Genomic DNA, 12938 nt, shown 5'->3' with positions numbered 1-12938 from the left:
CGACGCCACCGCACTGACGATGCTCCGGGTCCGCCGGTTCACGAAGTTCCGGATCGCGCCCGCCGTCTACCGGGACAGCCGTCCGACACAGATCTCCGCCTGGACCGTCGGCGGAGAGCCGGTTCCGTTCGCCGACGCCGTGACGCGGCAGTACGAGCCGTTCGCACTCGGCGACCCCTGGGGGCGCCCCTGGGACACGACCTGGTTCGACGTACGCGGCGAGGTGCCGGCCGGCTGGGCCGAGGCGGGAGAGGCCGAGCTCGTCGTGGACCTGGGGTTCACCGGAGACCAGCCGGGCTTTCAGGCCGAAGCGTTGGTGTACCGGCCGGACGGGGAGGTCGTCAAAGCGATCGAGCCGTACAACTCCTGGGTGCCGCTCGCCGAACCCGGCCCGTTTCGCCTGCTGATCGAGGCGGCCGCGAATCCCATCGTGCAGGTGCCCTACGAGTACGAGCCGACCGCGATGGGCGACAAGGCGACCGCAGGCGATCAGCCGCTGTACCGGCTCACCGATCTGTCGGTCGCTCTGCGCGACGGTGAGGTGTGGGAACTCCTGCAGGATGTGGCCGCCCTCGACGGGCTGACGGACGCCCTGCCCGAGCAGGGAGCGCGACGCGCGGAGATCGTGCACGCCCTGGAGCGCATGATCGATGTCATGGACCCGGACGACGTGGCCGGTACGGCCGCACGCGGTCGGGAGGTCCTCGCACCGGTGCTGGCCGGCCGCGCGGCGGACAGCTCCCTGATCGTCTCGGCGGCCGGTCACGCCCACATCGACTGCGCCTGGCTGTGGCCGACCCGGGAGACCGTACGGAAGGTGGCCCGGACGTTCGCCAATGTGCTGGAACTCAGCGACCGTCACCCGGAGTTCGTGTTCGCCGCTTCGTCGGCACAGCAGTACGCCTGGCTCAAGGAGACTCAGCCGGGCCTGTTCGAGCGGGTCCGCGCCGCCGTGGCCGACGGTGCGATCCGCCCGGTCGGCGGCATGTGGGTCGAGTCCGACACCAACATGCCCGGCGGCGAGGCCCTGGCACGCCAGTTCGTGCTGGGCAAGCGCTTCTTCCTCGAGGAGTTCGGGGTGGACAGCGACGAGGTGTGGCTGCCCGACTCCTTCGGCTACACGGCGGCGATGCCGCAGATCGCCCGTGCGGCGGGCACCCGCTACTTCCTCACCCAGAAGCCGTCCTGGAACGAGACCAATCCGATGCCGCACTCCACCTTCGAGTGGGAAGGCATCGACGGCTCCCGGGTATTCACGCACTTCCCGCCGGCCGAGACGTACAACTCCGACCTGGGGGCCGCGGATCTCGCGCGCACCGAGCGGTCGTTCCGCCAGAAGGGCAAGGCGCGGAACGTCCTCGGCCTGTACGGCTGGGGTGACGGCGGTGGCGGCCCCACCCGGGAGATGCTGGCCGCGGCCGAACGCAAGCGGGATCTGGACGGATCGCCGCGGGTGCGGCTGACGGACCCGGACAGCTTCTTCCGCGCCGCCGAGGCGGAGTTGGAGTCTCCGCCGGTGTGGGTCGGCGAGATGTATCTCGAACTGCACCGCGGCACTCTGACGTCCCAGCACCGCGGCAAGCAGGGCAACCGGCGCAGCGAGGCCCTGCTCCGGGAGGCCGAGTTGTGGGCGGCCACGGCGGCCGTTCGGCACGGAACCCCGTATCCGTACGACGCGTTGCGCCGGATCTGGGAGACGGTGCTGCTGCTGCAGTTCCACGACATCCTGCCGGGCACGTCGATCGCTTGGGTCCACGACGACGCCGAGCGGGACTACGACCGGGTGGCGCAGGAGCTGACGGAGCTGGTCACCGGCTCGTTGGGGGCACTCGGTGGGGATGGTGACGGGCCCCTTCTCGCTGCCAACGCCGGCCCCTATCCGCAGCACGGAGTGCCGGCGATGGGGGTCGGGGCGGTGACCGCTCCCCCGGCTGCGGTACCGCGGTGGGAGGGCGAGCGGATCATGCTCGACGACGGGAAGCTGCACGTCGAGATCGACCGCCGTGGCACGCTCGTCTCGGTCGTGGACCTTGCCGCAGAAAGGGAGTTGCTGCCGCGTGGCGTCGCAGGCGGTGTACTCCAGCTCTTCCGCGACACGCCGCGGGAGTGGGACGCGTGGGACATCAACGAGGAGGACAAGCGAAGCTGCCGGGAGCTCGTCGAACCCGTGTCGATCGACCTCGTCGACGATGCGGTGGTGGTACGGCACGAGCGCGGGCAGACCGTCGTCGTGATGACCGTCCGGCTGGCCGACGGCCGGGTCGACTACGCCTTCGACATCGACTGGCACGAGTCGCAGAAGCTGCTCAAGCTCGCCTTCCCCCTGGACATCCGGGCGGACCGGTCCACCTCCGAGATCCAGTTCGGCCATCTGCACCGGCCCCTCCACGAGAACACCTCCTGGGACGCCGCCCGCTTCGAGACGGTCGCGCACCGATGGATCCATGTCGGCGAGCCCGGCTACGGAGTCGCGGTCGCCAACGACGTGGTCTACGGCCACGACATCCGCAACGGGCAGGCGCCCGACGGCCGGCCGATGACCACCGCACGCCTGTCACTGCTGCGCGCGCCGCGCTATCCGGACCCGCACGCGGACCAGGGGCGGCACGACTTCACCGTGAGCCTGCGCCCCGGCGGGATTCCCGACGCCGTCGTGGACGGGTACGCCCAGCACCTGCCTCTGCGTGCCGTACCGGGAGCGGCGACGGAGCCGCTGCTCGAGGTCACCGACGCAGCCGTCGTGGTGGAGAGCGTGAAGCTGGCCGAGGACCGGTCCGGAGATCTCGTCGTGCGGCTGTACGAGGCACATGGCAGTCGCTCCCGCGCTGCCGTGCGGACCCGCTTCTCCTGGAGTGCGGCCGACGCCACCGACCTTCTGGAGCGTGCCACGGACAGCTCTGCGGTCCGCGCGGTGGCGCCCGGGGACGAGGTCGAGGTGGAACTGCGCCCGTTCGAACTACTCACCCTGCGATTCCGCGACCCCGCGGCCTGAGCGATTCCCCCCTGCCTGAACAAGCCCGATGAACCCGGTGGCCTGAGCGGGTCCAACGAAAGGTGACTCCATGTCGGTTGACCACGAGGACCTCCCCCGGCCGGAGTATCCGCGCCCGCAATTCCGACGCGAGCGCTGGCAGAACCTCAACGGGCGGTGGGGGTTCGAGATCGACCGGTCCGACACCGGCCTCGAGCGCGGGCTCGCCGAGCGGGAGCTGGCCGGCGAGATCACGGTGCCGTTCGCTCCCGAGGCCAGGCTGTCGGGGATCGGGGAGCAGGACTTCCTGCGGGCGGTCTGGTATCGCCGCACGATCACGGTCCCGCAGGAGTGGGACGGTGACCGGCTGCTGCTGCACTTCGGTGCGGTCGACCACGACACCACGGTGTGGGTGAACGGCATCGAAGTCGGGCGGCACCGGGGCGGGTTCTCCAGCTTCACCTTCGACATCACCGATGCGGCACCCGCCGGGGTGCCGGTGCCGCTGGTGGTACGGGCCCGCGATGAACCGGAGGCGCCGCAGGCCAGGGGGAAGCAGTCGGTCGCGTACACGCCCAGTGCGGCCAAGTACGCGCGAACGACCGGCATTTGGCAGACCGTCTGGATGGAGCCGGTGCCTGCGGTCGCCCTGCGCCGCCCCCGCATCACACCGAACGTCGCGGCCGGGTCGTTCGATGCGCAGGTGCCGCTGTCCGCGAACCTGCCGGGCGCCACCGTGCGGCTCCACGTCCGCGACGCATCCGGCGCCGTGGCCGGGGCGACCGTACGCGCCGACCTCGACCTCACCCCGCGGTTGAGCGTGGTGCTGCCACCGGAACGGATCCGGCCGTGGTCGCCGCAGGACCCGCATCTCTACGACATCGACATCGAGTTGCGCGACTCGGGCGGACAGGTCGTCGACGCGCTGACGTCGTACGCCGGTCTCCGGAGCGTCTCGATCACCGGCAAGCAGATCCGCATCAACGGCGATGTGGTCTTCCAGCGTCTGGTCCTCGACCAGGGCTACTACCCCGACGGGCTGATGACCGCGCCCAGCGATGCCGACCTGGTCCGGGACATCGAGCTCGGTCTCGAGGCCGGGTTCAACGGCGCGCGGCTGCACCAGAAGGTCTTCGAGGAGCGCTACCTGTACCACGCCGACCGCCTCGGCTATCTGGTGTGGGGCGAGTTCGGCGACTGGGGCTGCAACACCGAGCAGGGCCAGTCCACCAATCAGCAGCCGGACGCCTCGTACGTACAGGAATGGCTGGAGGTGCTGGAGCGGGACCACTCGCATCCGTCGATCGTCGGCTGGTGCCCGATGAACGAGACCTGGCAGGACCACGGCGACCGGATCACCGCACTCGACGACGTGATGCGCGCGATGTTCCTGGCCACGAAGGCGCACGACACCTCACGGCCGGTGCTCGACACATCCGGCTACGCGCACCGGGTTCCCGAGTCCGACGTGTTCGACAGTCACGACTACGAGCAGGATCCGGAAACCTTCGCGGCGAACCAGCGTCCGCTCAGCGACGGCACCCCGTATGTCAACCGGTCCGACACCACCGGCCTGTCCTGGTCCATCGGCTATCGCGGACAGCCCTTCTTCGTCAGCGAGTTCGGCGGCATCTGGTGGAATCCCGCGGAGGCGGGCCGGCCCCAGTCGGCCACCGGATCCTGGGGGTACGGCGAACGGGTGCGCAGCATCGAGGAGTTCCACGCCCGGTTCGAAGGGCTCGTCGACGCGCTGCTCGACCACCCGGACATGTTCGGCTACTGCTACACGCAGTTGACGGACGTCTTTCAGGAGCAGAACGGGATCTTCGGGTTCGACCGGTCCCACAAGTTCGACATCGAGCCGATCCGTCGAGCACAACACCGTTTGGCAGCAATGGAGTTGATTGCACGTCAGCGGGACGCGGAGGAGCCGGGCGCATGAAGGCCATCATGGTCATGTTCGACAGTCTGAACCGGCGCATGCTGCCTCCCTACGGTGCCGACCGGGTGCACGCACCGAACTTCGAACGCCTCGCGGCCCGCTCCACCCGCTACGACAACTGCTACGTCGGCTCGATGCCCTGCATGCCTGCCCGTCGGGAGATGCACACGGGCCGGTACAACTTCCTGCACCGAAGCTGGGGCCCGCTCGAGCCGTTCGACGACTCCATGCCCGAACTCCTCAAGCAGCACGGGGTGTACACCCACCTGGTCAGCGACCACCAGCACTACTGGGAGGACGGCGGCGCCACCTACCACGGGCGCTACAACACCTGGGAGTTCTTCCGCGGGCAGGAGGGTGACGCCTGGAAAGGGCAGGTCGCCGACCCGGACCCTCCCGAGGACCTGCGCAGCAACCGCAACGACCTCTGGCGCCAGGACTGGGTGAACCGCGCCCACATGGAAACCGAGGACAAGCACCCGCAGACGCTCACCTTCGACGCCGGCATCGAGTTCCTGCGCACCAACAGATCGGCGGACAACTGGTTCGTACAGATCGAGACCTTCGATCCGCACGAGCCCTTCTTCTCGCACAAGCAGTACAAGGATCTGTATCCGCACGACTACGACGGCCCGCACTTCGACTGGCCGGACTACGGGAAGGTGACCGAGACCGACGCGCAGGCCTGCCATGCCCGCCGCGAATACGCCGCTCTGGTGTCGATGTGCGACCACTCGCTCGGCCGGGTCCTCGACGCGATGGACGAGTACGGCCTGTGGGACGACACGCTGCTGTACGTCTGCACCGACCATGGCCTGCTGCTGGGTGAGAAGGGCTGGTGGGGCAAGCTCGTCCAGCCCTGGTTCAACGAACTCGCGCACATCCCGCTGTTCGTCCACGACCCGCGGCGGCCCGCGCACGCGGGCCGGCGCCACGGCGGCCTCGTGCAGACGATCGACGTCGCCCCGACGCTGCTCGAGTTCTTCGGCGTCGACCGCACTCCCGACATGCAGGGCCGCCCTCTGAGCGATGCGTTCGACGACGTGCTCGGTGAGGTGCCGATCCGCGACACCGCGCTCTTCGGCATGTTCGGCGGCCATGTCAACATCACCGACGGCCGATGGGTGTACATGCGCTCCAGCCACGACGGGACGAATGAGCCGCTGTACGAACACACACTGATGCCCACCCACGGTCGCGGACGCTTCGCGCCGCACGAACTGATCGACGCCGACCTCGCCGGCCCCTTCAGCTTCACCAAGGGGGTACGCACGCTGCGAGCCCCCGCCAGAACCGGTCCCGGCTTCGACCCCGCACGCTTCGGCGCCCTGCTGTACGACCTGCGCGAGGACCCGGCCCAGGAGCGGCCGGTCCGGGACGACGAAGTCGAACTGCGCATGATCCGCCTGCTGGTGGGGCAGTTGCGGGACAACGATGCTCCGCCCGACCAGTACGAGCGGCTCGGCCTCCCCCGGACGCCGGAGCAGGTCGACGCCTCCCATCTTCAGGTGGCCGCACACCGCGAGCAGTCGGCACAGGCGGTGGCGCTCGGTCCGGCCCCGCGGTCCGACGAGTTTCCCGAGGGCAGGATGGGACTTCGTATGCCGTTGGCAGTGCTGCTGGCCGACCCGGTAGCCGTCGAAGTCGTACGACGTTTCGTGCCGGGTCTCACCGACTCCGAGCTTCTGACGGTGCGCGGCACCGTGTCACTTCTCCAGCTGTCCGCCGCCACGGGGCAACCCGACCGCGCGCAACTGACCCGTCTCGCACACGAGTTGGCTCGCCTCTTCCCCAAGCGCTGAGCCGCTCCCCCACCGGCCGCCGCATCATCGCGGCCAAGCACCGGCCGCCCTGATGCGAGGGCCCCTGGAGCCAGGTGTGCCAGGGGTGACAACCCCCTGTAGTCGAACAGCGGTGCCGCGTGAAAAGGTGACGCCACCGCACCGGGATGAGGTGCTGACCAGGCAAGGATGATCATGAGCAGTGGCCAGATCCGCAAGATGCTGACCGCGATGGCGCACGGGCAACCGGCAGAGGTCACCAGTTACTGGGGGTCCGTGAACAAGCTCTCGCGGATCGCGCACCTCGCCGAGCAGTTCGGCTACCAGTATGTGGATGTGGCCTGGCCGAATCTCGGACAGAGCGGTGTGAGGATGCTGCTCGTCCCGGACCAGAGCCCGCAGGCGCGCCAGCGTGCTCAGCAGGCCTGGGCGCAGTACCCGCTCACCGGCAACAGCCCCCTGCCGCCGCTGCCGGACCAGGCACCCGAGCTGCTCAAGACCTGGATCAAGTGTGGTCTGTACGCCCGGCACAACGAGAAGCGCCGGCTGCTGATCACCGTCCCGCTGCTGACCGTCATCGTCGCGTCCCAGATCCTGCTGCGGGGCGCCGAGGCGGCCCCGTACTGGGGTGCGTTCTGGGCCCTCGCCATGGTCGCGGCCGGCGGCGAGACGCTGCGGCGGCGCAGGCAGCACGTCGCCTGCGCGCAGCAGCTGCAGGCGGCCGGGTTCACGCAGGTCAACGACTCCTGGGGGCGCCTGCACTACGCACCGCCCGGCAGTCGGCTCGCCGGCCAGGGGCAGCAGCCGTTCCCGCAGCAAACACCTCATCCGCCACAGCAGCAGCCGTACGGTGCGCCTCAGCAGCAGCCTCACCCGCAGCACTTCCAGCACCAGCCCTACGGCCAGCCGCAACAGCAGCCGTACGGCCAGCAGGCGTACGCCCCACAACAGCCGCCCTACGGCCAGCCGCAGCAGCCGTACCAGGGACCGCCGGCGGAGGGCGGGCCCTCCTCGTACCAGCCTCCGCGGTAACGCGCTTCGCGCCGTCCGCGCGCTGTAGTCGACAGGCGTCCGACGGAGCGGCGGGGACCCACGACCGGCCTCACCGGGGGCCGCGGCTCCAGGGCCATCGCCGTCGTCCGGGCGGCGGGCCCAGTTCGCTGTCCAGGCGGTCCGGCCAGTCCCGGTCGGCGAGTCGGGCCGCGACCAGCAGGTCGCGCCAGTCCTCACGGGCGAGCTGCACCGCCTGCACGAACCCGCGGACGCTGCCCCGCGCGGACAGGACCACCGCCGCCTGCACCCGCTCGCTCGCGAGCATGTGCGGGTCGTATCCGGCGACCCTCGGCAGCGCATCGAGCAGCCTGAGGAGTTGGTCCGCGAAACCCGGGTCGGGAAAATCGTGTCGGATGCGTCGCTCGACGCGCGCGCTGACCTCCATGCCGGCGTCCCCCTCTCGCGGCCGGATCCTGCAAGTGTCACGGGAATTCAGTGAGCGCCGAGCCCGGCGGCGTTACGTCCGGGGATTGACCGATGCCGCGTCGCGCCCCCAGCTGGCGAGCAGGCGCAGTCCCTGCGCCGCCGCCGAGTCGGGTTCCGCGTGATACATGACCAGCGACTGGTCGCAGTCGTCCGGCAGCTTCAACGTCTCGTAGGACAGGGCCAGTTCACCGACGAGCGAGTGGCGCAGGCGTTTGACGCCGTGCCCCTTCTCCTTCACATCGTGCGTGGCCCACAGAGTCCTGAACTCCTCGCTCTTCACGGAGAGTTCGCCGACGAGGCCGGTCAGCTGCGGGTCGTTGGGATAGCAGCCCGCGTCCATGCGCAGGTAGCTGACGATGTCCGACGCCTTCTGCTCCCAGTCGATGAAGAGATCACGTGCATGGGGGTCGAGGAAGCAGATGCGGGCCCAGTTCCGGTCGGCGGGCGCCAGTGCGCTCCAGTCACCGAAGAGTGCCGCGGCGAGCGCGTTCCAGCCGAGGATGTCGGAGCGCCTCCCGATCACATAGGCCGGCACGCCCTCGATGGAGTCGAGCAGCTGCTGCACTCGGGGCCGCATGTGCTGCTGGCGCACAGACTTCTTCTTCTTGTGTGCCGTGGGCTTCGCCAGGTGGATGAGGTGCGCGCGCTCGGCGTCGGTGAGGCGCAGGGCACGGGCGATGGCGTCGAGTACGTCGCCGGAGACGTTACGGCCGTTGCCCTGCTCGAGGCGTGTGTAGTACGCCACGGAGACACCGGCGAGCTGTGCCAGCTCCTCACGGCGCAGACCGGGCACTCTGCGGTGCCGTCCGAAGTTCGGCAGGCCCACGTCCTGGGGCTGCAGCCGCGCCCTGCGGGTCCGCAGGAACTCGCTCAGCTCGGCCCGGCCGTCCAGCGGCCGCCCCTCGGGGCCCGCCGAGGGCGGGGGCCCGGCGGGGACCACCGAAGACTCCCGGTCCGCGGTGTCTGCGGGGTTCTGCGGGTGGTCGGCCGCGGCTTCGGGGTGGATGTCCATGTCTTCCAGTATCCAGGACCCGCCGGTGCTGAGGCTGTCCCCGCCAGTGGTACGCACGACGGTCGTAGGCAGAACGGGTGTCTGGGTAGCCCTGGATTCCGCTGGCACCGTGGTGGACATGACTGAGCAGATCACCACCGTTTCCGCATACGCCGCTCCCGCCCCCGAGGCGCCCCTGGAGCGCACCACCGTGCCGCGCCGGCCCGTCGGCGAGTTCGACGTCCTGATCGACATCAAGTACGCCGGGATCTGCCACTCGGACATTCACCAGGCTCGAGACGGCTGGGGCGAGGGCATCTACCCGATGGTGCCCGGCCACGAGATCGCGGGCATCGTCACCGAGGTGGGCCCCGGCGTCACCAAGGTCACTGCGGGTGACCGGGTGGGTGTCGGGTGCATGGTCGACTCCTGCCGCGAGTGCGAGAACTGCAAGGCCGGTCTCGAGCAGTACTGCCTCGAGGGCAACACCCCCACGTACAACGGCCTCGGCAGGGACGGCGAGCCCACCTACGGCGGCTACTCCACGCACGTCGTGGTCGACCAGGCGTTCACCCTCCGCATCCCCGAGGGCATCTCCCTCGACGAGGCGGCGCCCCTGCTGTGCGCCGGCATCACCACCTACTCGCCGCTCGCACACTGGAACGCGGGCCCCGGCAAGAAGGTCGCCGTCGTGGGCCTCGGCGGCCTCGGCCACCTCGGCGTCAAGATTGCTCACGCCATGGGTGCCGAGGTGACCGTCCTGTCCCAGTCCCTCCGCAAGAAGGACGACGGTCTGAAGCTGGGTGCCGATCACTACTACGCGACCAGTGACGAGGCGACCTTCCAGGAACTGGCCGGAACGTTCGACCTGATCGTGTCGACCGTGTCGGCGCCGCTGCCGCTGGACAAGTATCTCGGGCTGCTGCGTGCCGACGGCGTCTTCGCGAACGTCGGCGCCCCCGAGGAGCCGGTTTCGCTCAACCTGTTCTCCGTGATCGCGGGCCGCAAGACCCTCGCCGGGTCCATGATCGGCGGCATCCAGGAGACCCAGGAGATGCTGGACTTCTGCGCCGCGCACGGCATCGGCTCCGAGATCGAGCTCATCGGTGCCGACCAGATCAACGAGGCGTACGAGCGGGTCCTCGCGAGCGACGTCCGCTACCGCTTCGTCATCGACGCGGCGACCATCTGAGTTCCGGCGCCGGGCAGCACCACGGCCAGCCCCTTCGATCGCCGGCCGGGACCATGTGTCCCGGCCGGCGATCGGCGCTCCCGGGCCACGTGTACGTCCACCGTCCTAGCCTGCTGTCATGCGCGACGACACACCTGAGGAAGATCACCGTGTCCGCCTGAGCCGGACCTTCGACGAGGACGCGGAGCTGTACGACCGCGCCCGGCCCGGCTATCCGCCCCGGATGTTCGACGATCTCGGCGAAGTGGCGGGCACCGGTCCCGGGTGTCGCGTCCTCGAGGTGGGGGCCGGCACCGGCAAGGCGACCGTGCCGCTCGCCGCGCGCGGCTGCCGGATCACCGCGGTCGAACCGGGTACGGGCATGGCCGCCGTCGCCCGCCGTAACCTGGCCCGCTTCCCTGCGGTGGACATCGTGAGGGCGGATTTCGAGTCCTGGCCGCTGCCCGGGGAACCGTTCGACGTCGTCCTCGCGGCGACCGCGTTCCACTGGATCGATCCGGCCGTGCGGATGACGAAGGCCGCTGACGCGCTACGTCCCGGCGGCACCCTGGCCGTGGTCGCCACACAGCATGTGGCAGGCGGCAGCGACGCGTTCTTCATCGAGGTCCAGGACTGTTACGAGCGCTTCGACCCGGCCACTCCGCCCGGACTGCGCCTCCCGGCCGAGGACGACGTCGACGCCTCGGAACACGAGGCCGAGACCGCACGAAGCGGCCGGTACGGGCCCGTCGACTGTCGGCGCTACGCATGGGACCTCACCTACACGACAGCGCAATACCTCGACGTGCTGCAGACCTACTCCGGCCACCGGGCACTTCCCGCCTCCGCCAGGCGCCGACTGCTGGAGTCCATCGCCGAGTTGATCGACGGCAGGTACGGAGGCCGGATCACCAAGCGGTACCTCACCGAACTCCGCACGGCGCACACGCGCCGCGACAACACGCGCAGCAGCAGGAGTTGAACCGGGTACGCGGCGATGCGCCCGTACCCGACGACGGCGCCCGCGCCCCCTCCGCGACTGTCCGATCAGTTGCGCAGTCGGGGTTGTCGAGCTTCCTGAATGCACGACGATCCGGCCACCGAAGGTGATGCCGACGGCGCCGAGGCGGGTGGGATCATCTTCGGATGCGGCAGATCGACGAATTGGTGCACGTGGAGGATCCGGCATGGCCGGGCCTTCGGGAGACGGTTTCGGCAGGCCCCGTACCCGTGCGGGTACTGCCCGCCGACAGCGGGGAGAGCCGCCGCAGTCTGGTGCAGTTGCAGGTGACTGCGCGATCGGTGCTGGGGGCTCTGGCGTGGAACTGCGGCGGGCTGCTCGTCGACGACGGGTGGGTGCGCGTGTACGGCGGGGGTTCGCGCGCGGGTGCCGGGCTGGCAAGTCTGGCGCAGGTCAACGGCTTCCCGGCCGACTTCGATCCGCACTGGCGGCCTGCGGCGGGGCTCGTCGTCGGTCACGACGTGGTCGGCGGAGTCTTCGCGCTCAACGGCCCGGATCCGGCGGCCGCCGGCCGGCCCGGGGCACCCGGACAGATGACGTACTTCGCTCCCGAGACGCTCGCTTGGGAGGCGATGGGCCTGAGCCACTCCCAGTGGGTCACGTGGTTGCTCTCGGGCCGACTCGACACTTTCTACGACGGGCTGCGGTGGCCCGGCTGGCGCCGGGATGCCGGTGCGCTGGGCTTGTCCCAGGGCATCTCGGTGTATCCGTTCCTGTGGTCCGATGAGGCTCACGCCGATCTCGCGGCCACCAGCCGGCGGCCTGTGCCGATGAGTGAAGTCATCGCCGTGGCCGAGGAGTTCGCGCGCCAGACAGGAACCCCCGACCCGGGATTCCTCGGCGGCATGTGACGAGACCCGCGACCGAGCACCTCCGCGGCCCCGCACCCGCACCCGCACGTCAGGATCCGACGCGGTCAGCGCGCCAGCGAGGCGAGGAGGATCGACTGCGTCGCGCGGACCGTGGCGGCGAAGGTGGCCGGGTCCCGGCCGATGCGTTCGGTACCGGCGCGCATGACGCCGGACAGCAGTTCCACGGTGAGGTGCACGTCGTCGATGTCGCGGAATTCCCCGCGGGCCGCACCGTCCCGTACGACGTTCTCCACCTCGATCACGATGGCCCGGAACGGGCTCTCGGGCCCCATCGGCACCTCGCTGGCGGGGAGATTGGCGCCCGGCCGGAAGATGAGCTGCATGGACTGGTCGGCAGCCAGTTCCAGGACTGCCTCGATGATCTCCCGGAGGCGTTCCGCGGCCGGATCCTGGGACCGGGCCGCGATCGCGGCCACGCGTTCGACCGCGGGGCGGCCGGCCCGTCGCGTCAGCGCGAGGACCAGGGTCGCCTTGTCGCGGGCGTAGTTGTACAGCGTGTTGCGGGCCAGTCCGGCCCGGGCCGCGATGTGGCCCATGTTGATCGCGTCGTAGTCGCGCTCGAGCAGTAGCTGACGCATCGCCTCGGCGAGGTCGGCCCACACCAGCTCGTGGTGCTCCTCGATGCTGGCTCCCCGGATCCGCGGCATCCGCACATCCTCCTCTCCCGCACCACTTCCCCGTCGACCGGGTCTGCTCCCCCGCCCGTACGG

10 protein-coding genes are annotated in these 12938 nt (G+C 69.9%); 7 read left to right on the top strand and 3 right to left on the bottom strand.

Going from position 1 to position 12938, the window contains the following annotated elements; genetic code table 11:
- The first annotated feature begins 19 nt into the window (after positions 1–19).
- From DSC45_RS21010 to DSC45_RS20995, 4 genes are all read left to right on the top strand, one after another.
- On the top strand, positions 20–2992 hold the full coding sequence (locus DSC45_RS21010; RefSeq protein WP_162929290.1) for an alpha-mannosidase: 2973 nt from the start codon (positions 20–22) through the stop codon (positions 2990–2992).
- Between the two features lie 70 nt (positions 2993–3062).
- On the top strand, positions 3063–4913 hold the full coding sequence (locus DSC45_RS21005) for a glycoside hydrolase family 2 protein (protein WP_119293215.1): 1851 nt from the start codon (positions 3063–3065) through the stop codon (positions 4911–4913).
- Positions 4910–6715 (top strand): sulfatase, encoded by a 1806-nt coding sequence (locus DSC45_RS21000; protein WP_119293213.1) that lies wholly within the window; start codon positions 4910–4912, stop codon positions 6713–6715. Before DSC45_RS21005 ends, DSC45_RS21000 begins: the two co-directional genes overlap by 4 nt.
- A 174-nt stretch (positions 6716–6889) precedes the next feature.
- Positions 6890–7726: a hypothetical protein gene (locus DSC45_RS20995; protein WP_162929287.1), complete on the top strand. Its 837-nt coding sequence runs from the start codon at positions 6890–6892 to the stop codon at positions 7724–7726.
- 70 nt (positions 7727–7796) lie between these two features.
- Here DSC45_RS20995 and DSC45_RS20990 read toward each other — a convergent pair whose 3' ends face one another.
- Positions 7797–8132: a hypothetical protein gene (locus DSC45_RS20990; protein ID WP_119293209.1), complete on the bottom strand. Its 336-nt coding sequence runs from the start codon at positions 8130–8132 to the stop codon at positions 7797–7799.
- Between the two features lie 72 nt (positions 8133–8204).
- Positions 8205–9185, bottom strand: a complete 981-nt coding sequence (locus tag DSC45_RS20985; protein ID WP_119293208.1) for a helix-turn-helix transcriptional regulator — start codon at positions 9183–9185, stop codon at positions 8205–8207.
- 118 nt (positions 9186–9303) lie between these two features.
- On the opposite strand from DSC45_RS20985, the gene DSC45_RS20980 reads away from it, so the two are divergent.
- From DSC45_RS20980 to DSC45_RS20970, 3 genes are all read left to right on the top strand, one after another.
- Complete coding sequence (locus DSC45_RS20980; protein ID WP_119293311.1) at positions 9304–10356, top strand: NAD(P)-dependent alcohol dehydrogenase; 1053 nt, start codon at positions 9304–9306, stop codon at positions 10354–10356.
- 118 nt (positions 10357–10474) lie between these two features.
- Positions 10475–11317 (top strand): class I SAM-dependent methyltransferase, encoded by an 843-nt coding sequence (locus DSC45_RS20975; RefSeq protein ID WP_119293206.1) that lies wholly within the window; start codon positions 10475–10477, stop codon positions 11315–11317.
- 164 nt (positions 11318–11481) lie between these two features.
- The gene (locus tag DSC45_RS20970) at positions 11482–12207 is read left to right on the top strand and encodes a DUF2625 family protein (RefSeq protein ID WP_119293204.1); all 726 of its coding nucleotides are present in this window, start codon (positions 11482–11484) and stop codon (positions 12205–12207) included.
- 65 nt (positions 12208–12272) lie between these two features.
- Here the strand turns inward: DSC45_RS20970 and DSC45_RS20965 are convergent, their stop codons facing one another.
- Positions 12273–12875 (bottom strand): TetR/AcrR family transcriptional regulator, encoded by a 603-nt coding sequence (locus DSC45_RS20965; RefSeq protein ID WP_119293202.1) that lies wholly within the window; start codon positions 12873–12875, stop codon positions 12273–12275.
- Positions 12876–12938 lie beyond the last annotated feature (63 nt).

Origin of the sequence: Streptomyces sp. YIM 130001 (genome assembly GCF_003574445.1) — a bacterium.
GTDB lineage: Bacteria > Actinomycetota > Actinomycetes > Streptomycetales > Streptomycetaceae > Streptomyces.
Note: the sequence above shows the minus strand (reverse complement) of the source record. Positions and strands in the feature narration are given on the sequence as shown.